This is a genomic window from Sphingomonas sp. GC_Shp_6, assembly GCF_026540835.1.
In the GTDB taxonomy this organism is placed as follows: domain Bacteria; phylum Pseudomonadota; class Alphaproteobacteria; order Sphingomonadales; family Sphingomonadaceae; genus Sphingomonas.
Genome location: NZ_JALNUO010000002.1, coordinates 77,392 through 101,851, shown reverse-complemented (window position 1 = coordinate 101,851; position 24,460 = coordinate 77,392). Strand labels below are relative to the sequence as shown.

The following is a 24,460-nucleotide window of genomic DNA, read 5'->3' as shown; positions in this document are numbered from 1 at the left end:
TGACCACATCCATCAGCGCGATAGCGATCCCGCTAGTTCTTCAGCTTCCACCCGCCGCGAAGGGCGGCATAGACCACGCCGCCCAGCACCAGATCGGCCACCAGGATCGCGACGCCGCCCAGCATCACGGGCGAATCGGCGATGCCGAGAAAGCCGTAGCGAAAGCCCGAGATGATGTAGAAGAACGGGTTGAGGTGGCTCGCTACGCGGAAGGCGGGGGCCAGCCGGTCGACCGAATAGAAGGTGCCCGACAGCAGGGTGAGCGGCGCGATCACGAAATTCTGCACCGCGGCGGCATGGTCGAACTTGTCGGCCCAGATCGAGGTGAGGATGCCGACGAGCGCCAGGAACACCGACCCGAGCAGCCCGAACCACAGGATCGCGAACGGCGCATGCGGCGTGACGTGCACGCCCGGCCAAATCGCCATCGCCAGCCACACCGCGGCGCCGACGCAGAACGCCCGCGTCACCGCGCCCGCCACGAGCGCGAACAGCAGTTCGGCGGACGAGAGCGGCGGCATCAGATAATCGACGATCGTGCCCTGGATCTTGCCGACGAGCAGCGAGAAGCTGGAATTGGCGAAGCTGTTCTGCAGCATGCCCATCACGATCAGGCCGGGCGCGATGAAATCGGCGAACGGCACCTGATAGCCGCCGACGAAGACCGGCCGCTTGCCCCCGGTGGCGACCGTGAAGATCACCAGATAGAGGAGCGTGGTGATGGCGGGCGCCCACACCGTCTGGAGGTGGACCTTGAAGAACCGGCGCACCTCCTTGATATAGAGCGTACGAAGGCCGCCCCAGTTCACGTTGCGGATGACGGGCACGCCGGGGGCGGAACGCACCGCCGACTGCAATTCGCCGATTTGGGGTTGGCTGCTCATGAAGATGGGCGGTAATCGCTGCCGCTGCCGCCCGCAAGGCGACGAAAGACGAGGAATGACGACGATGTCGTGGACGGACGAGCGGATCGATACGCTCAAGACGATGTGGGAGGGCGGGCAGACCGCGAGTCAGATCGCCGAGGCACTTGGCGGCGTCAGCCGCAACGCGGTGATCGGCAAGGCGCACCGGCTGGGCCTCCAGTCGCGCCCGTCGCCGGTGAAGTCGAACGAGCCCGAGGCAAAGCCGGTCGCGGTCGAACCCGCGCCGCCGCCGGTCGTGGTGCCACCCCCGCCGCCCGAACCCGAGCCGGAACCGGTCCGCGCCGCGCCGGCCCCGGTCGCGGCACCCCCCGCCGACGAGGACATGGACGCCGAGGAGCCCGCACCCGTGCGGCCCCCGCAACCGATCCTGCGCTCGGTCGGCCCCGGCGGCTTCCTGCGCCAGGCGCCCGGCGAGCAACAGCCCCCCAGCACGCCCGCGCCGCCGCGCCGTCTCGTGCCGGCCAAGCCCTCGGCCGACATGGCGGGCAAGACGAGCCTGCTCGATCTGAACGACCGCATCTGCAAATGGCCGCTCGGCCATCCCGGCGAGCCCGACTTTCACTTTTGCGGCGACAAGGTGAATCCGGGCTTCCCGTACTGCGTGGATCATTGCGGCCATGCCTATCAGGCGCAGCTCCCCCGCCGCGACCGCCGCCCGCCGCCGCCGCTCCCGTTCGGCGGACCGCGCGTACGGTAAAGCCCAAGGCTTTACCGACGCATAGCGGCGGTCCGCCTGGCCGGCGCGGCCGAAAGCCGCGTCCGACATCATGGGCTTTGCCCATGGTGCGTGGTGGAGAGCCCGTGGCACTCCTGTTCCCCGGCGAAGGCCGGGGCCAGTTGGGGACATGTGTTGCGAAGCGCAGCCCTTCGTCACGATGGCCTTCCCACCCGGGCCCCGGCCTTCGCCGGGGAACAATGTCGTTCCCGCCTGGCTCACCAAAAAACCGTCGCGCTTGCCCTCACGCCACACGTAGCCCATGAATCCCTTCATGGCCGAAGATCTGTTTGCTGGTTCCAAATCCACACCCGCCTATGACGCATCGTCGATCGAGGTGCTGGAGGGGCTGGAGCCGGTCCGCCGCCGCCCCGGCATGTATGTCGGCGGCACCGACGAGCGCGCGCTGCACCATCTGGCGGCCGAGGTGCTCGACAATGCGATGGACGAGGCGGTCGCCGGCCATGCGACGCGGATCGAGATCACGCTGGAGCCCGGCAACCGGCTGACCGTGGTCGACAATGGCCGCGGCATCCCGGTCGATCCGCACCCCAAATTTCCCGGCAAGTCGGCGCTCGAGGTGATTCTGTCGACGCTCCATTCGGGCGGCAAGTTCGCGGGCAAGGCCTATGCCACCAGCGGCGGCCTGCACGGCGTGGGCGTGTCGGTGGTCAACGCGCTGTCGTCCGACACGGTGGTGGAGGTGGCGCGCGACCGGCAGCTCTATCGCCAGCGATTCGCGCGCGGGCTGACGCTCGGGCCGCTGGAGACGGTAGGCCCGACGCCCAACCGCCGCGGCACCTCGGTCGCGTTTACGCCCGATGCCGAGATCTTCGGGCCCGAGCTGAGCTTCAAGCCGCAGCGGCTCTACCGGCTCGCGCGATCCAAGGCGTATCTGTTCGCGGGCGTCGAGATCCGCTGGCATTGCGCGCCCGACCTGCTCACCGACGATACGCCGGCCGAGGCGGTGTTCCAGTTTCCCGGCGGCCTGGCCGATCACCTGCGCGAGCAGATCGCCGGCCGCGAATGCGCGACCGCGGATTTCTTCGCCGGGTCGCAGGACTTTCCCAGGACCGACGGTGCCGAGCAGGGGCGCGTCGAATGGGCGGTCGCCTGGCCGCTGTGGAGCGACGGATCCTACAGCTGGTACTGCAACACCATCCCCACGCCCGATGGGGGCACGCACGAACAGGGGCTGCGTCAGGCGCTGGTGCGCGGGCTTCGCGCCTTTGCCGAGCTGGTGCACCAGAAGAAGGGCAAGGACATCACCGCCGACGACGTGATGGTCGGCAGCGAACTGATGCTTTCGGTCTTCATCCGCGAGCCGCAATTCCAGAGCCAGACCAAGGACCGGCTGACCTCGCCCGAGGCGGCGGGACTGGTCGAAAAGGCGGTGCGCGACCATTTCGACCATTGGCTCGGCCATAATATGGAGCGCGGCAAGGCGCTGCTGGGCTACGTCCTCGAACGGATGGACGAGCGCCTGCGGCGCAAGCAGGAGCGCGAGGTCAAGCGCAAGACCGCGACGTCTGCGAGAAAGCTGAGATTACCCGGCAAGCTGACCGATTGTTCGGCGGACGACCCCAAGGGCACCGAACTCTTCATCGTGGAGGGCGATTCGGCCGGCGGCTCGGCGAAACAGGCGCGCGACCGCAAGACGCAGGCGATCCTGCCGATCCGCGGCAAGATCCTGAACGTGGCGTCTGCCACCAGCGCCAAGATCTTCGCCAATCAGGAGATCGCCGACCTGACGCTCGCGCTCGGCTGCGGCACGCGCAAGGACTGTACGCCCGATACGCTGCGCTACGAACGGATCGTCATTATGACCGACGCCGATGTCGACGGCGCGCACATCGCCACGCTTTTGATGACGTTCTTCTTCCAGGAGATGCCCGATCTCGTCCGTCGTGGGCATCTCTATCTTGCGCAGCCGCCGCTCTATCGCCTGACAGTGGGCGCGAAATCGCTCTATGCGCGCGACGACGCGCACCGTGCCGAGCTGGAGCGCACCGCGTTCAAGGGCAAGAAGGTCGAGGTGTCGCGCTTCAAGGGGCTGGGCGAGATGAACCCGATCCAGCTCCGCGAAACCACGATGGATCCCAAGACGCGCTCGATGATCCGCATCACGCTGCCGCAGGAATATGAGGAGCGCGCGGGCGTGAAGGATCTGGTCGATCGGCTGATGGGCACGAATCCCGCGCACCGCTTCGCCTTCATCCAGGAAAACGCCGCGCGGATGGACGAGGAGGCGATCGACGCGTGAGGTGTTGATTCGCGGGTGCGATCGCCCGTATTGAACGGCTTTGGGGCGGTCCTCCACGGGCCGCCCTTTTCGTTTCGAGGAAGGAAGCGCCCGTGGCCATCACCCCGCTCATGCCCGTCTATCCGCGGTGCGGCGTGCGTCCGGTGCGCGGCGAGGGCTGTCACCTGATCGGCGAGGACGGCACGCGCTATCTCGACATGGCGGCGGGCATCGCGGTCAACGCGCTGGGCCATGGCCATCCGCATCTGGTGAAGGCGATCGCCGAACAGGCCGCCACGCTGATGCACGTCTCCAACCTGTACGGCAGCCCGCAGGGCGAGGCGCTGGCTGAGCGGATCGTCGCCAACAGCTTCGCCGACACGGTGTTCTTCACCAATTCGGGCACCGAGGCGGTGGAATGCGCGATCAAGACCGCGCGCCGCTTCCATTTCGCGGAAGGCAATCCGCAGCGCCACACGATCATCACGTTCGAGAACGCGTTTCACGGGCGGACGATGGGCGCGATCTCGGCGACCAACCAGTCCAAGATGCGCGACGGCTTCGAGCCGCTGCTGCCCGGCTTCGCCTATGCGCCGTTCAACGATCTGGCGGCCGCCTTGGCGCTGATCGACGACGAGACCGCCGGCTTCATGGTCGAGACGATCCAGGGCGAGGGCGGCGTCTCGGTTGCCACGCCCGAATTCATCCAGGGCCTGCGTCGGGTGTGCGACGAGCATGGCCTGTTGCTGATCCTCGACGAGGTGCAGTGCGGCTATGGCCGGACGGGCAAGATGTGGGCCTATGAGCATTACGGCATCGAACCCGACATCATGCCCATCGCCAAGGGCATCGGTGGCGGCTTTCCGCTGGGCGCCTGCCTCGCCACCGAACGCGCAGCCAAGGGCATGGTGATCGGCACCCACGGCTCTACGTATGGCGGCAATCCGCTGGCGATGGCGGCGGGGCAGGCGGTGCTCGACGTGATGCTCGAAGACGGCTTCCTCGCGCAGGTCGAGGCAATGGGCGAGCGGCTGCGCGGCGGGTTGGAGCAACTGATCCCCAATCACGACCATGTGTTCGAGGGCGTGCGCGGGCGCGGGCTGATGCTGGGGCTGAAGCTGAAGGCGGGCGTCGAGCCGCGCGATTTCGTGGCGCATGCGCGCGACAACCATCAGTTACTGCTGGTCGCGGCGGGCGGGAACGTCGTGCGCATCCTGCCCCCGCTGGTGATCGACGAGAGCCATGTCGTCGAATGCCTCGACAAGCTGGCCACCGCCGCGCGCGTCTATGTGCCGGCGGCGGACGACTGAGAACGACAGGCTCCGATGCGGGGAGCGACGAAGCGGACCATCGCGAGCGGGCGCCGCCGGGCAGGGCGGCGTGATCCCCGGTCGTCATGGGGGGAGAATTGAGATGCGCCATTTCCTGAACCTGTCCGATGCGGGGCCGGACGGCATCGCGGCGATGCTGGCCGATGCGATCGATCGCAAGGCCGCGCGCGCCGGCTGGCCCAAGGGGCGCGCCGATGCCGACGCGCCACTCGCCGGCCATACGCTCGCGATGGTGTTCGAAAAGAGTTCGACCCGCACCCGCGTGTCGTTCGACATGGCGATCCGTCAGCTCGGCGGATCGAGCATCGTCATGGATGCCGGCACCATGCAGCTGGGACGCGGCGAAAGCGTCGCGGATACCGCACGCGTGCTGTCGGGCTATTGCGACGCGATCATGATCCGCACCGACGATCACGCCAAGCTGGACGAGATGGCGCATCACGCCGGTATCCCCGTCATCAACGGGCTGACCGATGCCTCGCATCCCTGCCAGATCATGGCGGACCTGTTGACGATCGTGGAGCGCGGCAAGGCGCTGCCCGGCCTGAAGATCGCGTGGCTGGGCGACGGCAACAACGTGCTCGCTTCGATCGTCGAGGCCGCGGGGCTGATGCATTTCGACGTGGTCGCCGCCTGCCCGCAGGGCTTCCAGCCCGAGGAGGAGGCGGTGATCGCCGGCCGGGGGCGTGCCCGGATCGTCGCGGATCCGCGCGAGGCGGTGGAGGGCGCCGACATCGTCGTCACCGACACCTGGATCTCGATGGGCCAGGCGCATGCCGACACGAAGCTGGCGGCGATGATGCCCTATCAGGTGACGCCCGCGCTGATGGCGGCGGCCAAGCCCGATGCGGCGTTCCTCCATTGCCTGCCCGCGCATCGTGGCGAAGAGGTGACGGCGGACGTGATCGACGGCCCGCAATCGCTGATCTGGGCGGAAGCGGAGAACCGGCTCCACGCGCAGAAGAGCGTGCTGCGCTGGTGCTTCGGGCAGATCGGTTGATCGGGGAGCGTATCTCCCTATCTCCGTCATGCCCGCGAACGCGGGTATTCCGCTGCTCGACGCGGCGGTGAAGGAAGAAGCGGGATCCCCGCTTTCGCGGGGATGACGGATGGACGGACCGATTACCGATGACACCGATCGCGCGCTCGGCTTCGCGATCCCGCTGCGCCATGCGCGGGGGCGGATCGTTCGGCTGGGGCCGACGCTCGACACGATCCTGTGGGCGCACGCCTATCCGCCCGCGATCGAGGCGCTGCTAGCCGAGGCGCTGACCTTGTGCGCGCTGATCGGATCGACGTTGAAGGACGCCGGCGGCCAGTTGACGATGCAGACGCGCAGCGACAGCGGCGTCGTCCAGTTGCTCGTCTGCGACTATCGCGGCGGCGAGCTGCGCGGCTATATCCAATATGACGCGGACAAGCTGGCCGAGGCGCCCGAGAACCCCACGCTCTTCGCGCTGTTCGGCCAGGGCTATCTCGCGATCACGTTTGACATGGAAACCAGCGGCGAGCGCTATCAGGGCATCGTACCGCTGGACGGCGAGACGCTGTCGGCGGCGGCACAAAGCTATTTTATCCAGTCCGAACAGATCCCCAGCCTCGTCCGCGTCGGTATCGACAAGCGCGCCGACGGCACCACGATCGCGGGCGGCCTGTTCCTCCAGCATCTGCCCGAAGGCGAGGATGGCCGCGAGCGGCTGCACACCAAGCTCGACCACCCCGAATGGGAGCATGTCGCCGCGCTGGGGCTCACCATGGGCGCGGACGAGCTCGCAGCGCCCGCGATCGCGCTCGAAACGCTCGTATGGCGGCTGTTCAACGAGGAGGATGTCCGCGTGCTCGCCACGACCGGGCTGGCGCGCGGGTGCCGCTGCACCGCCGAGCATATCGCGGGCGTGCTGGCCAAGTTCGGCGTCGAGGAACGGCGCGAGATGGCGGATGCGGACGGCATGATCCGCGTCGACTGCGCCTTTTGCGCCAGCGTCTTTCCGGTGCCGGCGGAGGAAGTGGGCGTTTCGTAACGCGTCCTTTACCTTCCTCTGCAACAGAGGGGTGGTGCTTTCGGCACGCTTTTCTCCCAATCGGCCGCAAGGCCTGCCTGGGCCGCCACCGTGCGGCCCTTTTTTTGTTTGCGATGGCGGCGGAGCGGGCCTAGCGGCGTGGGGATCATGACATCTCCCAAGCCCCTTGCGGTCGCGCTCGTCTCGGGCGGGCTCGACTCGATGGTGTCCGCCGCCTCCGCGGTGGCGGACGGTTACCGTCTGCTCGCACTCTCGGTCGATTACAACCAGCGCCACCGGATCGAACTCGCCGCCGCGGCGCGCGTCGCCGAGGCGATCGGTGCCGAGCGGCACATCGTCCTGCCGCTCGATCTGTCGGCATTCGGCGGCTCCGCGCTCACCGCCGACATCGCGGTGCCCAAGGAGGGCGTGCAGCCGGGCATCCCCGTCACCTATGTGCCCGCGCGCAACACGATCTTTCTCAGCCTCGCGCTCGGCTGGGCGGAGGCGGCTGGGGCGCACGACCTGTTCATCGGCGTCAATGCGCTGGATTATTCGGGCTATCCCGATTGCCGGCCCGAGTTCATCGCCGGCTTCGAGGCGCTGGCCGAACTGGCCACCAAGGCGGGCGTCGAGGGCGATCCCTTCCGCATCCGGGCGCCGCTGCAGATGATGAGCAAAGCCGATATCGTACGCGAGGGGCAGCGGCTCGGGCTCGACATGGGGCTGAGCTGGTCGTGCTACGATCCGACTCCGGCGGGCGAGCATTGCGGGCTGTGCGACAGCTGCCGGCTGCGCGCACGCGGCTTCGAGGAAGCGGGCGTGGCCGATCCCACGGTCTACGCCGTTCGGCCGGATTGAGGGCCCCGTGAGCTATGCCGTCAAGGAGATGTTCCTGACGCTCCAGGGCGAGGGCGTGAACGCCGGCGCCCGCGCGGTGTTCGTGCGCTTTGCCGGTTGCAACCTGTGGTCGGGCCGCGAACAGGACCGCGCGACCGCGATCTGCCGCTTCTGCGACACCGATTTCGTCGGCACCGATGGCCTGGGCGGCGGCAAGTTCGTCGATGCCGCCGGGCTCGTCGCCGATGTGGTGCGACACTGGGGCGATGGCGGCACGAACCGATTCGTGGTGCTCACCGGGGGCGAGCCGATGCTCCAGATCGACGATGCGCTGGTCGATGCGCTCCACGCCGCCGGGTTCCGGATCGCGATCGAGACCAACGGCACGTTGCCGGCGCATCCGGGGATCGACTGGGTCTGCGTCAGCCCCAAGGCGGGCAGCGTGGTCGTGCAGCGCCGGGGCGACGAGCTGAAGCTCGTATGGCCGCAGGCGGGCAGCGATCTCGATGCGGCGGAGCGCTGGGATTTCACCCACCGGCTGATCCAGCCGATGGACGATGCGAACGGCGCGGCAAATGTGGCGGCGGCGATCGCGCTGGTGATGGACCGGCCGCAATGGCGGCTGTCGCTCCAGACGCACAAGATGCTCGGGCTGCGCTGAGCCTGAAGCGGAGGGCATCGGCTTGACCGGATCACGAGATCCGTTCGTGCTGAGCCTGTAGAGGCACGCTCTCCGCAGGCGCGCCTTCGCATTCTGAACAGGCCCTTCGACCTGCTCGGGGCGAACGGATCGAAGTAAGCTCATCGAACTCCGCCCCCATCCCCGCCGGTGCGGGGATGGGGGCGGGGGGCTTATTGCGACGCCACCGCATTTGCCGGCGCCGCCACGGCGACCGCGGCCGGTGCCATGGCGGGTGGCCAGTTGATCGGGCCGCACTTCTTCTCGACCCAATTGGCCTTCTTGTCCCAGCAGATCGCATCGAGCCGAGGCAGCTTCACCTGCGCGGTGTCGCGGCCGATATAGCGCGGAAAGCGCTGCTCGCCCCAGGGCGTCAGGCTGTTGCGCAGCTCGCGCATCCGCCCCTCGACCAGCGCGCCGAGCTGGCCGCGCGGCGTGAAGATCGCCTCGCGGCCGATCGAATTGGCGGTCTGGCAGAAATTATACTGCGCGTTGACGGTGGCATAAGCCGAATAGCTGCGCGTGTTGAACTGGTCGAACGCGTCCTGACCGGCCTTCTTGGTCTTGGCCATGCGCGTGTAATATTTGCTCACGCCGTCCATGGCGGTCTTCAGTTCGTCCTTGTGATCGGTGAGCAGCGCGTTGTAGTTCGACACGACGAGCAGGGTGGGCTCGAACTGGCATTGCAGCGCGGCGACGTTCAGCGCCGAACGCATCGTCCAGATCATCGCCGCGCGCTGTTCGGCGGGCGTCGCGCCCGGCATGTTGAGCCCGATATCGGCCTCGTCGCCGCGCACCGGCTGGCCGCTCATGTCGTGCGGTTGAAGAAAGAACTGGGCGGAGGCGGAATTCGCCGTCGTCGCCATCACCAATGCAGCCGATATGGCCGCCGAACGCACGTTACGCATCTTACCCTCCCCGGGAACAGGGGTGGAATCTAAGGCATTTCGCGCGACGGCCCAAATGCTTTTTAACCACGATCCGTCGCAGCGGGGGCTCGGAACGGCGCTACGGCTGCGCAACGATCCGGCGGGAATGCGGCGCACGAAAAAAGGGCCGCCCGGTCGCCCGGTCGGCCCTTTTCCGTCCGAAGACGCGATCAACCCTGGCGGGTTGATTACATCGCGTTCGTGGTCGTGGTGTTGGTGGTCGTCATGGTGCTGTTCGCCATCATGCCGCCATTGCCCATCGTGTCGTTCGCCATCATGCCGCCGTTCGACGCACCGTCGACCGCCGTCATGTTGTCCGACATCGTGTCCATGCCCTCGGTCGAGTTCATGTCGGTGACCATCGTGTTCTCGGTGGTCGTATCGGTCTTCGGGCCGCAAGCCGAAACCGCGAGTGCCGCACCGGCGATCATCGAACCGGTCAGGACCTTGGAAATGAGTGCACGCATTGGATAGCTCCCTTGGATAGAGGATTTGGACGGCGCGGGTCGCCCCTTTAATACCCAAATCACAGTGGACATTAAACCGAAGCGCTTCCGCCCTCAAGCCTCGTTTTGTCGCGACGAAGAAAGAGTTTGGAGGAAGTGCGATTGATTGGCCGCCAGCGCCGCGTCGAATGCTGCCAGATCCGCGTTCCGGCCCAGTGCTGCAAGGCTGGTGACCGGGAATTCGGCGAGGCCGCACGGCACGATCCCGCCGAAATGCGACAAATCGGGCGCAACGTTCACCGCAAAGCCGTGGAGCGTCACCCAGCGCTTCACCCGCACGCCGATCGCGCCTATCTTGGCCTCCGCGCCGCCGTCTCGCGTCCAGATGCCGACGCGGCCGGGCACGCTGAACGCGGTCACGCCCAGATCGCCGAGCGCGGCGATCACCCAATCCTCGAGCGCATGGACGAACCCGCGCACGTCACGCCCCCGCCGCCCGAGATCGAGCACGAGATAGCCGACGCGCTGGCCGGGCCCATGATAGGTGTAGCGCCCGCCGCGCCCGGTCTCGACGACGGGAAAGCGCGGATCGATCAGCTCGGCGGCGTCCGCGCTGGTGCCGCCGGTATAGACGGGCGGGTGTTCGAGCAGCCAGACAAGCTCGCGCTGCTCGCCCACCGCGACCGCGGCGGCGCGCGCCTCCATCGCCGCCAGCGATTCGGCATACGGGATCAGCCCTGGGCTGATGCGCCATTCGGGATCGGCGATGGGATCGGTCACGACCACGCATCTGCGCACGAAGCGGCGCGCTTGCAAGCGTCGGGGCAGGCGTCGGGGCAAGCGTGGGGGCAAGCGCAGGGCTCGCTTTGGCACGCCGCTTCGACTAGCATGCCAAGCGAGGTCGCGGCGAAAACGGGGGCAATCGCATGGTGAGCATCGGACGGGTCTGGGACCGTACCACCGAAGTGCTCGGCGGACGCGGCGGCACGCTGGCGGGCATTGCCGCGCTCGCCATCTTCCTGCCCACGGTCGTCCGTACCGCGTTCACCGCCTATACCGCCTATGGCGCGGTCACGCCGAGCCATTCCGGGATCGTCGCGCTGATCGCGATCGTGGCGGCGTTGGCGACGATCTGGGGGCAACTCGCGATCGTGGCGCTGTCGTCCGATCCCGCCGTCACGCGCGACGATGCGACCCGGATCGCGGCGCGGCGCCTGCCCGCCGCGATCGGCATCGTCCTGCTGCTCGGCATCGCGCTCGCAGTGCTTCTCGTGCCGTGCATGGTCGCGCTTGGCGCGGCGCTCGGGCCGTCGTCGCTGGTGCTGATGCAGGCGGGCGTGATGCCCCGGATCGCGCCCGGTGCCGCGCTCTTCGTCACGCTCTATATCCTCGCGCTCGCGATCGTCTTTCTCGTACTGGGGGCGCGGCTGTTCCTGCTGAACCCGGTGATCGTCAACGAACGGCTCGGGCTGCGTTCGATCCCGCGCGCCTTCCGCCTGACGCACGGGCTGACGTGGAAGCTGATCGGGCTGCTGATCCTCTATGCCATCGTGCTGCTCGTCGGGATGATCGCCTCGCAGGCGGTGGTCGGCATCGTCTTCCGCCTGATCCTCGGCGCCGGCGTCACCGCGGCGTTTCTGGGCGGGGTCGCGGGGGCGGCGGTGACCACGGCCCTGTCGGTGGTGGCCACGGTCTTCGCCTCACAACTCTATGTCGCCGCCAGGGACGCCGCCTTCACCGAATGAAAATCGAAACGATGCGCGTCCTGCGCGATGCCTGGGCGCTGTTCCGCCGCGACGCGGACCTGTTGCTGCGGATCACGGGGCCTTTCCTGTTCCTGCCCGCCTTCGCGCTCGCGCTGCTGGTGCCGGGTCCCCCCGCCGCCACCGCGGAGTCCGGCGCGGGCGATGCGCAGACGCTCGCCTGGATCCAGTCGGTTTCGGATTGGGCGGGCACCTATGGCGGCTGGTATGTCGCGGCCTATCTGATCGGCTATCTCGGCACCGCGACGATCCTCGCGCTCTATCTGGAGACGCCGCGGCCTGATGCCGGCCAGGCGCTGCGCCGCGCGGCGCGGATCTTTCCCCGTTTCGCGCTCGCGACCGTCGTGGGATCGCTGCCGGCAGGGGCGGGGCTGTTGCTCTGGGTGCTGCCGGGCCTCTATGTGCTCGGGCGGCTGCTGCCGGTGGGGCCCATCCTGCTGGCCGAGGCGCCGATCGGTGCCTGGGCCGCGATCCGGCGCAGCCTGGCGCTGACGCGCGGATCGGGGCTGGCGCTGACAGGTCTTTCCGCTTTCGCCTATCTCAGCGGCTGGCTGATCGGCACGCCGTTCCTCGAGGCGGACCGGATCCTGCGCGAGGGCGGGCAGGGCAGCCCGGCGCTGATCGCGCTGGTCGATGCCGGCGCCGCCATCGCGGCGATGGGTTCGGGGCTGGCCACCGCGCTGATCGCGCTCGTTGCCTATCGCGGGCTGACGCGGCAGCATCGTGCGCGGGAATGACGGCATGACGCGGGAGACCGGAGTGACGGACGGGGATCGGGTGACGGTGCGCCCGCGCGGCTGGCGGCTGCTGGCGGTGGCGCTGCGCACGCGCAAATCGGCGACGATGCTGGCGTTCGGCTTCTCCTCGGGGCTGCCGTTCGCGCTGCTGATCGGCACGCTGAACGCCTGGCTCGGCGAGGCGAAGGTGAACCTCGCCACGATCGGCGTGCTGTCGTGGATCGGGCTGGCCTATGCGTTCAAGTTCCTCTGGTCGCCGCTGGTCGACCGGCTGGAGCTGCCGGTGCTCGGCCGGTTCGGGCGGCGCAAGAGCTGGATCATCCTGTGCCAGGCGGTAATGGCGGCGGCGTTCGTCGCGCTCGCGCTGACCGATCCGGCGACGCATCTCGGCCAGTTCGCGATCTTCGCCGTGGTGGCCGCGATCGCTTCGGCGACGCAGGACATCGCGGTCGACGCGTGGCGGATCGACGTGGCGGACGAAGCGACGCCGGTGGAATTGCTGTCGGCCATCTATCAGTTCGGTTACCGGATCGCGAGCATCGTCGGGGGCGCGTTCGCGCTGTTCCTCGCCGCGCGGATCTCGTGGGAGGCGGTGTATCTGCTGATGGCGGGTTTCGTCGGCCTGATGATCGTGGCAGCGTCACTCGCGCCCGACACCGCCCGGCCGCCGAGCGGGGCGCTGCACGCGCTGCTCGCGCAACCGGGCGAGCTGAGCCCGCGGGCACGCGCCGTCGCGCTGCTGGTCGTGGGCGCGAGTTGGGTATGGGCGATCGCGGCGATCGCGCGCTTCATGGTGGCGATGCTCGAGGAGTTGCCGCCGGGCGCTGTGCGGCCTTCGGCGGCGGATTTCATGCGCTATACCGGCCCGTGGATCGTGATCGCGACGATCCTCGTGCCGCTCGCGGTGGCGGCGACGATCAACCGGTTGCGCGCGCGGGGGCGCTATGTGCAGCAGGCGGCGGATCCGGTGCGATCGGGCGTGCGGACCTTCGCCAACCATCTCTACGGGGCGCTGATCGCGCCGCTCGCCGATCTGGTGGCGCGTCTCGGCTGGGGCGTGCTCGGCGTGATCGGGCTGATCCTCACCTATTCGCTCTGCTACAATCTCTGGTCGTCCTTCGCCTTTCCCTTCTATCTCGATTATCTTCACTACACGAAGGACGAGGTGGCGTTCGCGTCGAAGGTCTTCGGTATCGTGATGACGATCCTGGGCATCGCCACCGGCGGCTATCTGTTCGCGCGGATCGGCCGTTTTCCAACAGTGATGCTGGGCGCGGTGCTGCCGATCTTCGGCAATTTCGTCTATGCCGATCTGGCCGAAGGCGGCACGCATCTCGACATCGTGGCGCACCTGCTACGGCTCGACGTGCTGTCGAGCGCCATGGGTAGCGACGAACGGATGGTTCGGCTGTTGCTCGCGATCTCGGGGGAGAACATCGCGACGGGCATCTCGGGCGCGGCGTTCGTCGCCTATGTCTCGGGGATCGTGAGCAAGCGGTTCGCCGCCGTGCAATATGCGTTGCTGTCGTCGCTCACCTTCCTGATCGGGTCGCTCGGGCGCGGCGTGGCAGGCGAGATGTTCGATGCCTATGGCTATGCGCCGGTGTTCCGCTGGGTGGCGGCGGCGGGGTTGGTGGCGGTGCTGTTCGTCGGGCTGGAATGGTGGCGCTCGACCCGTATGGGCGCACGCGGCGAGCCGGGGCATACGGGCGAGGCGGCCTAGATCGGACGCTATCCCGTCTTCGGTGACGGAACCCTCTTTCTTGCCGCCTTAGGCGATGATCGGCCGTCCCTCGTCGGCGAAGGCCGCCGCCACCGCCGCCGCGCTCGCCAGCACGCCGTCGACCTGGCGGATGCCGAGCAGATCCGCCATCAGCAGCCGCGCCGCTTCGGGGGCGGTTTCGACCCGCGCGAGGACGGTCAGCAGCGCCTGTTCGGACGCGGTCATCCGCGCGCAGCAGCACGGCGCGATCGCGATTCGCCCCGCCGCACTGCCCGAGACATCCGCCATCAGCGCGCGGAGCAGCAGCAGCGGCCGGCGAAAACCCTCGCCGAACGCGGTGAACAGCGCGTGCGAGGCGCGCGCGTCGCAAAGCCCGTGTGCGCCCATTCTTCGGATCGCGAACAGGGCGAGCCGCGCATCGGGGCAGCCGGGCTGGAGGTGGGGGAGGATGGCGGTGGCGGTATGCGTATCGGACATGGGGAACTCCGCTTCGGTGCCCCATGGTCGCTTGACCGTTATTGCAAGTCAATAGCAACTAGGTCGGCGGCTCGTCATTTGCGGCGAGCACCACGCCGGCGAGGTAGAGCGAGCCTGCGATCAGCACGGTGACGGGCGCGGCCGCCTTCGCGATGTCGGCCATCGCGTCCTCGGTATCGGGCGCCGTGGCCGCGTCGGTGCCGAACGACCGCGCCAGGGCGGCGAGCGATTCGGGTGGGTGATGCGCATGGCCGGGCACGGGCACCGCGATCACGCGCGAGGCGGCGGGAGCGAGCAGGCGCAGCACCGCGCTCGCGTCCTTGTTGGCGAGCATGCCGATCACCAGCGCCACGGGCTGGCCGCGCGCCACGCTGCGCAGCGTGCGCGCCACGGGCGCGGCGGCGCTCGGGTTGTGCGCGCCGTCCAGCCAGGCGGTGCTGCCCGGCGGCAGGCGATCGACCAGCGGCCCCGACGCCAGCCTTTGCATGCGCGCGGGCCATTGCGCCCAGTCCGCCGCGGCGCGCATCGCCGCCTCGGGCACGCTCACCGCGCCCTGATGACGCAGCATCGCGAGGGCGAGGCCGAGATTGCGCGACTGATGGGCGCCCACGAGCCGGGGCCGGGGCGTCACCACCGAGAAACCCCGATCGGCATAACGCAGCGTGGTCCGCGCGGCCTCGGTCGTCCAGGCGGTGCCGCGTGCATGCACCGGCGCGCCGGCCGACTCGGCGACGGCGGCGATCGCGGTGCGGATCGGGCGCGCATAGTCCATCGTCACCAGCGGCACGCCGCGCTTGGCGATCCCCGCCTTCTCGCGCGCGATCGCGGTGAGCGTGTCGCCCAGAAACGTCTCGTGATCCATGCCCAGCGCCGCGATCCCCGTCACCGCCGGCGTGACGACGTTGGTGGCATCGAGCCGTCCGCCGAGCCCCACCTCGACGATCGTGGCAGCGGTGGGCGTGCGCGCGAACGCCAGGAACGCCGCGGCGGTCGTCACCTCGAAAAAACTCGCGCCGATTCCGTCCGCCCGGTCGAGCACCTCGCCCAGCAGTGCGGCGAGCGGTTCGTCCTCGATCAGCCGCCCGGCGATGCGGATCCGTTCGTTGAAGCGGACGAGATGCGGCGAGGAATAGACATGGACCGCATGGCCCGCCGCCTCCAGCGCGGCGCGCAGGAAGGCGCAGGTCGAGCCCTTGCCGTTGGTGCCAGCGACATGGAAGACGGGGGGCAGCGCGTGCTGCGGATCACCCAGGCGCCCGAGCAGTTTGGTGATCCGCTCCAGCCCCAGCACGTCGGCGCCGGGCGACAGCGCCCAGAGCCGGTCGAGCTGCGCCTGCACGGCGGGATGCGCGGAGATGGCGTGATCGGGCATGGTGCGTCCTCCTTCGCAGATGGAGGGGAGCGGCCGCTCTAGGCCGCCTGCTTCGTGCCCAGATAGCCGATCGTCCGCGCCAGCGTCTCGCGCAGGTCGCGACGATGGACCACCATGTCGAGCATGCCGTGATCGAGCAGATATTCCGCGCGCTGGAACCCCTCGGGCAGCTTTTCGCGGATCGTGCTTTCGATCACGCGCTGGCCGGCGAAGCCGATCAGCGCGTTGGGCTCGGCGATCTGCACGTCGCCCAGCATCGCATAGCTGGCGGTTACGCCGCCCGTGGTCGGGTCGGTCAGCACGACGATATAGGGCAGACCGGCGTCGTGGAGCATCTGGATCGCCACCGTCGCGCGCGGCATCTGCATCAGCGACAGGATACCCTCCTGCATTCGTGCGCCGCCCGCCGCGGTGAAGATGACATAGGGCGCGCCGTCCGCGATCGCCGCTTCGACGCCGCGCACGAACGCCTCACCGACCGCCAAGCCCATCGATCCGCCCATGAAGGCGAAATCCTGCACGCCGACCACCGCCGGGCGGCCGAGGATCGTGCCGCGCGCGTTGATGAGCGCATCGCCCTCGCCGGTGGCGGTGCGGGCGGCCTTGATCCGATCGGCATAGCGTTTCGAATCACGGAACTTGAGCGGATCCTCGGGCACCTTGGGGGTGGGCAGCTCGGCCATGCTGCCGGCGTCGAACACCTGTTCGAACCGCACCTTGGGGCCGATGCGCTCATGATGGTCGCAGCGCGGGCAGACGGAGAGATTCTCCTCCAGCTCCTTGGTGAACACCATCTGCCCGCAGCCCTTGCACTTGTGCCAGAGATTCTCGGGCGTCGTCTTCTTGGCGACGAACGGGATGGCGTTGCGGACGCTGTTGAGCCAGCTCATGCGGTTACCTTTCGGGCGGCGGCGACGGCATCCGCCAAAGTCCGGATATAGGCGCGGACGGGCCCGGCCGCATCCGCACCATGCTGCGCGACGAGCTCGACGATCGCCGAGCCGACCACCACACCGTCCGCGACGCGCGCCACGGCGGCGGCCTGTTCGGGGGTGCGGATGCCGAAACCCACCGCGATCGGCAAGTCGGTCGCCGCCTTCAGCCGCGCCACCGCTTCGTCGATCGAGGCCTGTTGCGCCTGCTGCTTGCCGGTGATCCCTGCGACCGAGACATAATAGACGAAGCCGCTCGCGCCGGCCAGCACGGTCGGCAGCCGGGCCGCGTCGGTGGTGGGGGTGGCGAGTCGGATCGGATCGATCCCGGCGGCGCGCAGCTGGGGGCCGAGCGCATCGTCCTCCTCGGGCGGCACGTCGACGCAGATGACGCCGTCGACGCCCGCGTCGCGTGCGGCGGCGGCGAACCAGTCGGCGCCGCGGCGGAGCATGGGGTTGCCATAGCCCATCAGCACCAGCGGCACCTGGGGGTGGCGCGCGCGGAAATCGCCGGCGATGCGCAGGATGCCGGCGGTGGTGGTGCCCGCGCCGAGGCTGCGGATATTGGCCGCCTGGATCGCGGGGCCGTCCGCCATCGGATCGGTGAAGGGCATGCCGAGTTCGATCACGTCGGCGCCGCCGTCCACCAGCGCGTCGAGGATCGCGGGCGTCGCGGCGGCGGTCGGATCGCCCGCGGTGACGAACGCGACGAGCGCGGGATGCGGCTTGGCGAAGGCGGCGGTTAGGCGGGCCGTCATATCGCTACCCCCAGCGCCTCGGCGACGGTGAAGATGTCCTTGTCGCCGCGCCCGCACAGATTGGCGAGGATGATTTGGTCCTCGCGCATCTCTCGCGCCTTGCGCGCGACCGCGGCGATGGCGTGCGAGGGCTCGAGCGCGGGGATGATGCCTTCGGTGCGGCACAGCAATTGGAACGCGTCGAGCGCCTCGACATCGGTGGCGCTGTCATACTGCACGCGGCCGATGTCGCGCAGCCAGGCATGCTCGGGGCCGATGCCGGGATAGTCGAGCCCCGCCGAGATCGAATGCGCCTCGGTGATCTGGCCGTCCTCGTCCTGCAGCAGATAGGTCTTGTTGCCGTGGAGCACGCCGGGGGCGCCGCCCGCCAGGCTCGCCGCATGCGCCTTGTCGAGCCCGTGGCCCGCCGCCTCGACGCCCAGCATCGCGACGTCGGGATCGTCGAGAAACGGGTGGAACAGCCCGATCGCGTTCGATCCGCCGCCGATCGCCGCCACCAGCAGATCGGGCAGGCGATCGATCCGCGCCAGCATCTGCGCGCGCGCCTCCTTGCCGATCACCGACTGGAAATCGCGGACCAGCTCGGGATAGGGATGCGGGCCGGCGGCCGTGCCGATGATGTAGAAAGTGTCGTGGACGTTCGCGACCCAGTCGCGCATGCCCTCGTTCATCGCGTCCTTCAGCGTGTGCGCGCCGCTGGTGACGGGGCGGACCTCGGCGCCGAGCAGCTTCATGCGGAACACGTTGGGCGCCTGCCGCTCGACGTCCTTGGCGCCCATATAGATCACGCACGGCAGGCCGAAGCGCGCGCAGACCGTCGCGGTGGCGACGCCATGCTGGCCCGCGCCCGTCTCGGCGATGATCCGCGTCTTGCCCATCCGCATCGCCAGCAGGATCTGGCCGATGCAGTTGTTGATCTTGTGCGCGCCGGTATGGTTCAGTTCGTCGCGCTTGAACCACACTTGCGCGCCCATCCCCGCGGGCGCGGATTCGCGCAGCGCCGCGGTCAGCCGCTCGGCATAATAAAGCGGGCTGGGGCGACCGACATAATGTTCGAGCAGATCGTCGAACTGCGCCTGGAAGGCGGGATCGGCCTTGGCCGCGCGATATTCGCGGTCGAGGTCCAGCACCAGCGGCATCAGCGTCTCGGCGACGTAGCGGCCGCCGAAATCGCCGAAATGGCCGCGCTCGTCGGGCTGGTTGCGGAAGGAATTGGGGGCGTTCATGCCGGATCGTCTAGCAGTTCGGAAAGCGCTGTCACCCCTTGGCGGGCAACGCCCGGCCGCTACGCCGCGACGGCCGCCAGAAACGCCGCGATCTTCGCTGTGTCCTTCACGCCGGGCGCGCTCTCGACGCCCGAGGATATGTCGACGGTCTCCGCGCCCGTGCGCCGGATCGCCTCGCGGACGTTTGCGGGATCGAGCCCGCCGGACAAGGCCCAGGGAAGCGGGTGGGCAAAGCCGTCCAGCAGCGACCAGTCGAACCGCACGCCCATGCCGCCCGGCAGGGCCGCGCCCTCGGGCGTCCTGGCGTCGTAGAGGATCCGGTCCGCCGCGCCGATAAAGCCGCGCGCGGCGTCCAGATCGGCGCGCGTCTTCACCGCGACCGCCGCCCATAGCGCGCGATCGAACCGCGCGCGGATCGCGGCGGCGCGGGCGGGCGGGGTCTTGTGCAGCTGCACCGTCGCCAGCCGCCCGGCCTCGATCGCGCGCGTCAGCAATTCGTCGTCGGGATCGACGAACACGCCGACGCGGTCGATATGGCCCGGCACCCTTTCGGCCAGTTGGGCGGCGCGATCGAAGGACAGGTTGCGGGGCGAGGGACCGAAGAAGACAAATCCCACATGCGCCGCGCCGCCGCCGATCGCGGCGTCCAGCGTAGCGGGGGTCGACAGCCCACAGATCTTGACGGCGACGGTCATGCGGCCAGCGGCTTTTCGAGGACGGTGAGGAACAGCGGCGGATCAAGGGCGATCGGAAATGGCCGGACTTCGCCGGTCGGGGCATAGCCGCGGCGGCCATAATAGTCGATGAGCGCGCCGCGCATCGAGATGACGGTCATCTCCATCCGCCTGGCCTCGAACGTCTCGCGCGCGGTCGCTTCGGCGGCGGCGATCAGTCGCTTGCCATGCCCACCCGCCTGGATCAGCGGATCGACGCACAGGAGCCCAAGATGGGCCAGGCCATGATCCGCGTGCGCGATGCGGACATGCCCGATCAGCCGGTCGCCCAGCCACCCCGCCAGCAGGCGCTCCTTTGGATCGGCCAGCATCGTGCGGAGGTCGTCGAGGGTGATCCGTTCGCCCTCGGGAATGAGGTCGGCCTCGTGCGTCCAGCCCCCGCGTGACGTCTCGCCGCGATAGGCACGCTGGATCAGCGCCTGGAGCGGGACGAGATCGGTGTCGGTCGCGGGGCGGATGGCGAGGTCGGACATTGGTAGCGCCGTAGCATGGTGCGCGCGGCCGGCAACTACAGCGTCGCGCCGATCGCGCGGGCGGCGGCGTCGGGATCGTCGGCGGCGGTGATCGGGCGGCCGATCACCAGGATCGAGGCGCCCGCATCGGCGGCGGCGCGGGGGGTGACGACGCGTTTCTGGTCGCCGACATCGTCGTCGGCGAGGCGGACGCCGGGCACCACGAAGAAGCCGTGCGGCCACGCCGCCCTGGCCGCGGCAACTTCCGCGCCCGAGCAGACGATGCCGTCCACGCCGCTGTCGCGCGCGAGTTCGGCGAGGCGGACGACGTGATCGTGCGCCGATCCGCCCACGCCCGTCGCCGCGAGATCGGCCGCGTCGAGGCTGGTGAGCATCGTGACGGCGACGACTTTGGTGGCGGGGGGGGCGGCGGCCTTCGCATCCTCCAGCATCGCGCGGCCGCCCGCGGCATGGACGGTGAGGATCGCGGGTTCGAGCGGCGCCAGCGCCTGCACCGCCTTGGCCACGGTGTTCGGGATGTCGTGAAGCTTCAGATCGAGAAAGATCGGCAACCCCAGCGCCGCCATCTCGCGAACGCCGGCCGGGCCGTGCGCCGTGAAGAATTCGAGCCCGAGCTTCAGCCCGCCGACATGATGGCGCACGCGCGTGACCAGCGCCTTGGCGCGGGCGAGATCGGGCGTGTCGATCGCGACATAGATGCGGCTCGGCATGTCAGAGCAGCGTCCCGGCCGCCGGCGCCGGCCGGTCGCCCAGGTCCGCGACGATCACGGGTTCGGCGACCGGCACGGGCACGGGCACCGCGATCGCGCGCGCGTCCGCGATCATCCGCTCGCAGGTGGCGAGCCGCTGGCGCAACCGCCAGCGCACCGCATGATGGTACATCAGCATCGGCAGCCAGCCGACCAGAAAGGCGACGAGCAACAGCAGCGGCAGGTTCACGTCCGCCACCATGCCGCCCCACAGATGGATCTCCACCCGGTCCCAATTGCCATAGGTGAAGATCGCCGCGAGGAAGGTGAGCAGGCACCAAAAGAGGATCTTCAGGAACTGCATCGGCGGGGGCTCACTCCATGAAAGCGCAAAGGCTACCGCGTCGGTGCGCTTTTGGCCAGCCTCTGGGCGGCGGAAGCGTCAGCCGACCTCGCGCCGCAGCGTTTCGAACAGCGCGGCGATGCTCGTGAGCCGCGGCTCTTCCTCGTCGAGGATCGCGCGAAAGGCGGCGCGCTTGATGGCCGCGACGCGGCCGGGGCGCAGCCGCGCGCGGGCGGCCAGGGTGGAGACGGTGATGTCGATCATCCGCTCCGCGCTGTGGAGCCGCCCCCAGAGATAGTCGTTCTCGCGGTAAGCGCGGCTGAAGAACGCGCCGAAGCTGTTGAACTGGATGCCCTTCAGCGTCGCCTCGGCGCCGCCTGCGCGGATCGATGCGGCATCGTCGGGAGCGATCCGGTCGACCTTGATCGGGTCGAACTCGTCGAGCCCTTCGCCCTGCAGCAAAGGCAGCGTGGCGGCATCGAAATAGGGGAAGCCGAGATAGCTCATCAGCAGCGGCCGGCGCAGCGGCTTGGCGAGCCCTGCCAGCGCCTCGGCCAGCCGCACGTCCGTTTCGGCATCGAGCCCCGTGAGGTCGAGCGAGGTCGCCAGCGCATCGAGCAGCGGCTCGCCGTCGCCGCGCACCGCCGCGATCAGCCGGCGCAGCGGCGCATGCGCATCCGCGCGCTGCCGGTCGAGATAGGCGGACAGCGAATGGTAGATCGCCGCGCGCATCGCGGCGAGCGCATCGTCGCCCGTGTCGTCGCCCGCGTCGGCGTCGATATCGGCCAGCCGCCGGGCCAGCAGGCGAAGGCGGCGGATGCGAAAGCCCAGATCGAAGGTGCGCAGGAAATCGATCGTCGCGGCGTCGCCGGCGCCGTCCGGCATTCGTGCCGCCACCGCCGCCTCGATCGCGGCGCGAATCCGGCGCCAGCGCTGGGTGCCGGGCTCGCCGCCCGCATGATAGAGAAGCGTGGCGACGCTCTCCACGACGGCCGCCACCTTCCAATGGCCATAGGCGGCATAGCTATAGCCCGCGCGTGCCGCAGCGCCCTCCTGCGCGCGGCGGCGCCAGGCGAACAGCCGCTTGGGCGTGGGCGAATCGAGGAACAGCGTGCGCCCGAACAGCGAGTCGATCTCCGCCTCCACTTCCGGGCGGATCGCATCGACGATGCCGCGCATCCGGTCGATCCGGCGCGAGCGTTCGGCGATGGCGTCGAGATTGTCGCGGATCGGCTGCTGACGCGGCAATTCGCTGATCGCCGCCAGGATCGTCTGGAAGAATCCCGGCGTCTCCCCGCCGCGCCCCAGCCGGATCTTCAGCCCCGGCGAGGGATCGATATAGATGAAGCGCCGGTCGATCTGCCGGCGCGCCGGGCGCTCGCGCAACGCCTCGATCGCGGGGCGGAACGGCGCGTTGGCGAGCACCGATCCGTCGATCAGCACCACCTGCTCCACTTGCCCGGCGGAGAATTGCCGCGGCAGGACGCGCTTGAGGAAGCTGCCCCGGCCGGGCCAGCCGATCCGGCGGCGCTTCAACACCGAATCGAGCTCGCCGACGCGGAACGGCGGAAAGGCGCCGGGAAAGCTCGACGTGGCGCGTGCGGCGAAGGCGAGTTCAGGAATGGCCGCCAGCGTTTCGGCGGGTTCGCCATGATCGCTGAACCCGACGACCAGCCGGTGTTCGGTCTCCACCACCTCGGGCGGCGAGTTGATGCGCAGGCGTTCGGGATGGCCGGTGAAATCGGTAACCGTCACGAACAGGTCGAGCGGCTGGCCGGGCGGCAGCAGGCGGGGGCCGCGCGCGCCCTTCGCCATCGTCGCGAAGGCATCGAGCAGCAGGCCGACGAACGTCTCGCCGCCGAAGGGCGGTTCGAACCAGCGCGAGCGGATGAAGTGCGACAGCTTCGCGCGCACCTCGTCGCGCGTCGGGGCGTCGAGCGCCTCCACCGTATCGGCGCTGCGCCCGGCCGCCATCCACGCGATCGGCAGCGCCCACAGCTTAGAAAAACGCGAGGCCGGGCGCGCCTCGGGGCCGATCAGCGCCTCGACATCGGCGGAGGTGAGCCACAGATCGGTGAGCGGATCGAGGCTCTGCCCGGTGGCGATCGCTTGCGCGAGAAAGATGCCGTTGATCCCGCCCGCGCTCGCGCCCGCGACGATATCGGCCAGCACGCGCACCTTGGTGCCGCCCTGTTCGGCCATTTCGGCCAGCAGCGCATGATAGACGGCGGCGGTGGCACCCTCTGCGGCCACGCCGTCGTGGAACGCGCGAGACGCGCGGGCGAGGTGCCAGATCTCCTTGGTGATACCGTGCATGTAGACCGCCAGGCTGATCCCGCCATAGCAGACGAGCGCCAGCCGCAGCTCCTTCTCGCGCATCAGGCGCGGGGCTCCACCATGGCCCAGATCGGCAGATGATCCGACGTCTTGCGCGCCTGCGCGCTGGCGTGCACGCCGCAGCCGATGACAGCGAGATCGCGCGAGACCATGATCCGGTCGAGCCGCCCCACCGGCCGGCGCGCATGGAAGCTGGGGCCGGTCTCCGCGCAGGCATAGTCGCGCGCGAAATCGCGCAGGCACCCCGCCGCCGCGGTCCATTCGTTCAGATCGCCCATCAGCACCGTCGGATAGGCGCGCGTGCTGGCCGCGACATGGGTGATGATCGCCGCCGCCTGGCGCCGCCGCCATAGCCCCGACAGATCGAGATGCATGCCGACGACCCGCACCACGCCGCCCGCGGTGCGCACGTCGGCGACGACCGCGCCGCGCGGCTCGAGCGCGGGCAGGTGGATCGTCTCGGCGGCCAGGATCTCGGCCGATTTGCGCACCAGGATGACGTTGCCGTGCCAGCCCATGCTGAGCCCGCGCATCCCGAAATCGACCGCCTTCCAATCGCTATGCTCGGCCAGCAGCGCGAGCGGCAGCACGCCGGCCTTCGCGCCGAAGCGCCGGTCCGCCTCCTGCAGCGCCACCACGTCCGCGTCGATCTCGCGCAGCACCTCGATCACGCGTTCGGGGTTGCGGCGCCGGTCCAGGCCGATGCCCTTGTGGATATTGTAGCTGGCGACCTTCAGCATCGACCCCCTCGTTCTCGGATCCGCCAACGCCGCAGGCCGGATGCCGGT

25 protein-coding genes are annotated in these 24,460 nt (G+C 69.1%); 10 read left to right on the top strand and 15 right to left on the bottom strand.

Annotation, left to right across the window (positions count from 1 at the left end):
• Positions 1–32: 32 nt before the first annotated feature.
• Positions 33–884: an ABC transporter permease gene (locus tag OXQ95_RS03185; RefSeq protein ID WP_242096160.1), complete on the bottom strand. Its 852-nt coding sequence runs from the start codon at positions 882–884 to the stop codon at positions 33–35.
• 64 nt (positions 885–948) lie between these two features.
• On the opposite strand from OXQ95_RS03185, the gene OXQ95_RS03180 reads away from it, so the two are divergent.
• From OXQ95_RS03180 to queE, 7 genes are all read left to right on the top strand, one after another.
• Positions 949–1,623, top strand: a complete 675-nt coding sequence (locus OXQ95_RS03180; protein ID WP_267380069.1) for a GcrA family cell cycle regulator — start codon at positions 949–951, stop codon at positions 1,621–1,623.
• 292 nt (positions 1,624–1,915) lie between these two features.
• Positions 1,916–3,904 carry a DNA topoisomerase IV subunit B gene (gene parE, locus OXQ95_RS03175; protein WP_267379557.1) on the top strand — a complete coding sequence of 663 codons (1,989 nt, stop codon included), beginning with the start codon at positions 1,916–1,918 and terminating at the stop codon, positions 3,902–3,904.
• A 92-nt stretch (positions 3,905–3,996) separates the two neighbouring features.
• Entirely contained in the window at positions 3,997–5,193 is a 1,197-nt protein-coding gene (locus OXQ95_RS03170; protein WP_267379554.1) for an aspartate aminotransferase family protein, read from the top strand.
• A gap of 103 nt (positions 5,194–5,296) precedes the next feature.
• Positions 5,297–6,214: an ornithine carbamoyltransferase gene (gene argF, locus OXQ95_RS03165; protein ID WP_267379552.1), complete on the top strand. Its 918-nt coding sequence runs from the start codon at positions 5,297–5,299 to the stop codon at positions 6,212–6,214.
• A gap of 109 nt (positions 6,215–6,323) precedes the next feature.
• On the top strand, positions 6,324–7,235 hold the full coding sequence (locus tag OXQ95_RS03160; protein WP_267379549.1) for an Hsp33 family molecular chaperone HslO: 912 nt from the start codon (positions 6,324–6,326) through the stop codon (positions 7,233–7,235).
• Between the two features lie 147 nt (positions 7,236–7,382).
• Positions 7,383–8,075, top strand: coding sequence for a 7-cyano-7-deazaguanine synthase QueC (queC, locus tag OXQ95_RS03155; protein WP_267379546.1), 693 nt, complete (start codon positions 7,383–7,385; stop codon positions 8,073–8,075).
• Between the two features lie 7 nt (positions 8,076–8,082).
• Complete coding sequence (queE, locus tag OXQ95_RS03150) at positions 8,083–8,715, top strand: 7-carboxy-7-deazaguanine synthase (protein WP_267379543.1); 633 nt, start codon at positions 8,083–8,085, stop codon at positions 8,713–8,715.
• Positions 8,716–8,906: 191 nt separating this feature from the next.
• Here the strand turns inward: queE and OXQ95_RS03145 are convergent, their stop codons facing one another.
• The 3 genes from OXQ95_RS03145 to lipB all read right to left on the bottom strand — a co-directional run bounded on the left by OXQ95_RS03145 (position 8,907) and on the right by lipB (position 10,888).
• Positions 8,907–9,641, bottom strand: a complete 735-nt coding sequence (locus tag OXQ95_RS03145) for a hypothetical protein (protein ID WP_267379540.1) — start codon at positions 9,639–9,641, stop codon at positions 8,907–8,909.
• Positions 9,642–9,850: 209 nt separating this feature from the next.
• A complete protein-coding gene (locus OXQ95_RS03140) occupies positions 9,851–10,129 on the bottom strand; it encodes a hypothetical protein (RefSeq protein ID WP_242096168.1) in 279 nt (92 codons plus the stop codon).
• A 93-nt stretch (positions 10,130–10,222) separates the two neighbouring features.
• The gene (gene lipB / locus OXQ95_RS03135; RefSeq protein WP_267379537.1) at positions 10,223–10,888 is read right to left on the bottom strand and encodes a lipoyl(octanoyl) transferase LipB; all 666 of its coding nucleotides are present in this window, start codon (positions 10,886–10,888) and stop codon (positions 10,223–10,225) included.
• 146 nt (positions 10,889–11,034) lie between these two features.
• Here lipB and OXQ95_RS03130 point away from each other — a divergent pair, with 146 nt between their 5' ends.
• Genes OXQ95_RS03130 through OXQ95_RS03120 form a run of 3 tightly spaced genes read left to right on the top strand, consistent with a single transcriptional unit; the run spans position 11,035 to position 14,331 of the window.
• Positions 11,035–11,853 (top strand): hypothetical protein, encoded by an 819-nt coding sequence (locus OXQ95_RS03130; protein WP_267379534.1) that lies wholly within the window; start codon positions 11,035–11,037, stop codon positions 11,851–11,853.
• An 11-nt stretch (positions 11,854–11,864) separates the two neighbouring features.
• Positions 11,865–12,608, top strand: coding sequence for a hypothetical protein (locus OXQ95_RS03125; RefSeq protein WP_267379531.1), 744 nt, complete (start codon positions 11,865–11,867; stop codon positions 12,606–12,608).
• A gap of 4 nt (positions 12,609–12,612) precedes the next feature.
• On the top strand, positions 12,613–14,331 hold the full coding sequence (locus OXQ95_RS03120; protein WP_267379528.1) for an MFS transporter: 1,719 nt from the start codon (positions 12,613–12,615) through the stop codon (positions 14,329–14,331).
• A gap of 48 nt (positions 14,332–14,379) precedes the next feature.
• On the opposite strand, the gene OXQ95_RS03115 is transcribed toward OXQ95_RS03120, so the two are convergent.
• The 11 genes from OXQ95_RS03115 to OXQ95_RS03065 form a co-directional block, all read right to left on the bottom strand.
• Entirely contained in the window at positions 14,380–14,808 is a 429-nt protein-coding gene (locus OXQ95_RS03115; RefSeq protein ID WP_242096173.1) for a DUF6628 family protein, read from the bottom strand.
• 58 nt (positions 14,809–14,866) lie between these two features.
• Positions 14,867–16,180, bottom strand: a complete 1,314-nt coding sequence (locus tag OXQ95_RS03110) for a bifunctional folylpolyglutamate synthase/dihydrofolate synthase (protein ID WP_267379525.1) — start codon at positions 16,178–16,180, stop codon at positions 14,867–14,869.
• A gap of 38 nt (positions 16,181–16,218) precedes the next feature.
• Positions 16,219–17,070 carry an acetyl-CoA carboxylase, carboxyltransferase subunit beta gene (accD, locus tag OXQ95_RS03105; protein WP_242096175.1) on the bottom strand — a complete coding sequence of 284 codons (852 nt, stop codon included), beginning with the start codon at positions 17,068–17,070 and terminating at the stop codon, positions 16,219–16,221.
• On the bottom strand, positions 17,067–17,870 hold the full coding sequence (gene trpA, locus OXQ95_RS03100; protein WP_267379522.1) for a tryptophan synthase subunit alpha: 804 nt from the start codon (positions 17,868–17,870) through the stop codon (positions 17,067–17,069). Before trpA ends, accD begins: the two co-directional genes overlap by 4 nt.
• Positions 17,867–19,096 carry a tryptophan synthase subunit beta gene (gene trpB, locus OXQ95_RS03095; RefSeq protein ID WP_242096177.1) on the bottom strand — a complete coding sequence of 410 codons (1,230 nt, stop codon included), beginning with the start codon at positions 19,094–19,096 and terminating at the stop codon, positions 17,867–17,869. The genes trpA and trpB overlap by 4 nt, the downstream gene beginning before the upstream one ends.
• Before the next feature lie 59 nt (positions 19,097–19,155).
• Positions 19,156–19,791 carry a phosphoribosylanthranilate isomerase gene (locus OXQ95_RS03090; RefSeq protein WP_267379518.1) on the bottom strand — a complete coding sequence of 212 codons (636 nt, stop codon included), beginning with the start codon at positions 19,789–19,791 and terminating at the stop codon, positions 19,156–19,158.
• A complete protein-coding gene (locus OXQ95_RS03085) occupies positions 19,788–20,303 on the bottom strand; it encodes a GNAT family N-acetyltransferase (protein ID WP_267379515.1) in 516 nt (171 codons plus the stop codon). The genes OXQ95_RS03090 and OXQ95_RS03085 overlap by 4 nt, the downstream gene beginning before the upstream one ends.
• 35 nt (positions 20,304–20,338) lie before the next feature.
• Complete coding sequence (pyrF, locus tag OXQ95_RS03080; protein ID WP_267379513.1) at positions 20,339–21,013, bottom strand: orotidine-5'-phosphate decarboxylase; 675 nt, start codon at positions 21,011–21,013, stop codon at positions 20,339–20,341.
• A 1-nt stretch (position 21,014) separates the two neighbouring features.
• Positions 21,015–21,356: a hypothetical protein gene (locus OXQ95_RS03075; protein WP_267379510.1), complete on the bottom strand. Its 342-nt coding sequence runs from the start codon at positions 21,354–21,356 to the stop codon at positions 21,015–21,017.
• A gap of 78 nt (positions 21,357–21,434) precedes the next feature.
• Positions 21,435–23,714, bottom strand: coding sequence for a patatin-like protein (locus tag OXQ95_RS03070; protein ID WP_267379507.1), 2,280 nt, complete (start codon positions 23,712–23,714; stop codon positions 21,435–21,437).
• Positions 23,714–24,412 (bottom strand): endonuclease/exonuclease/phosphatase family protein, encoded by a 699-nt coding sequence (locus OXQ95_RS03065; protein WP_267379504.1) that lies wholly within the window; start codon positions 24,410–24,412, stop codon positions 23,714–23,716. The genes OXQ95_RS03070 and OXQ95_RS03065 overlap by 1 nt, the downstream gene beginning before the upstream one ends.
• Between the last annotated feature and the right edge of the window lie 48 nt (positions 24,413–24,460).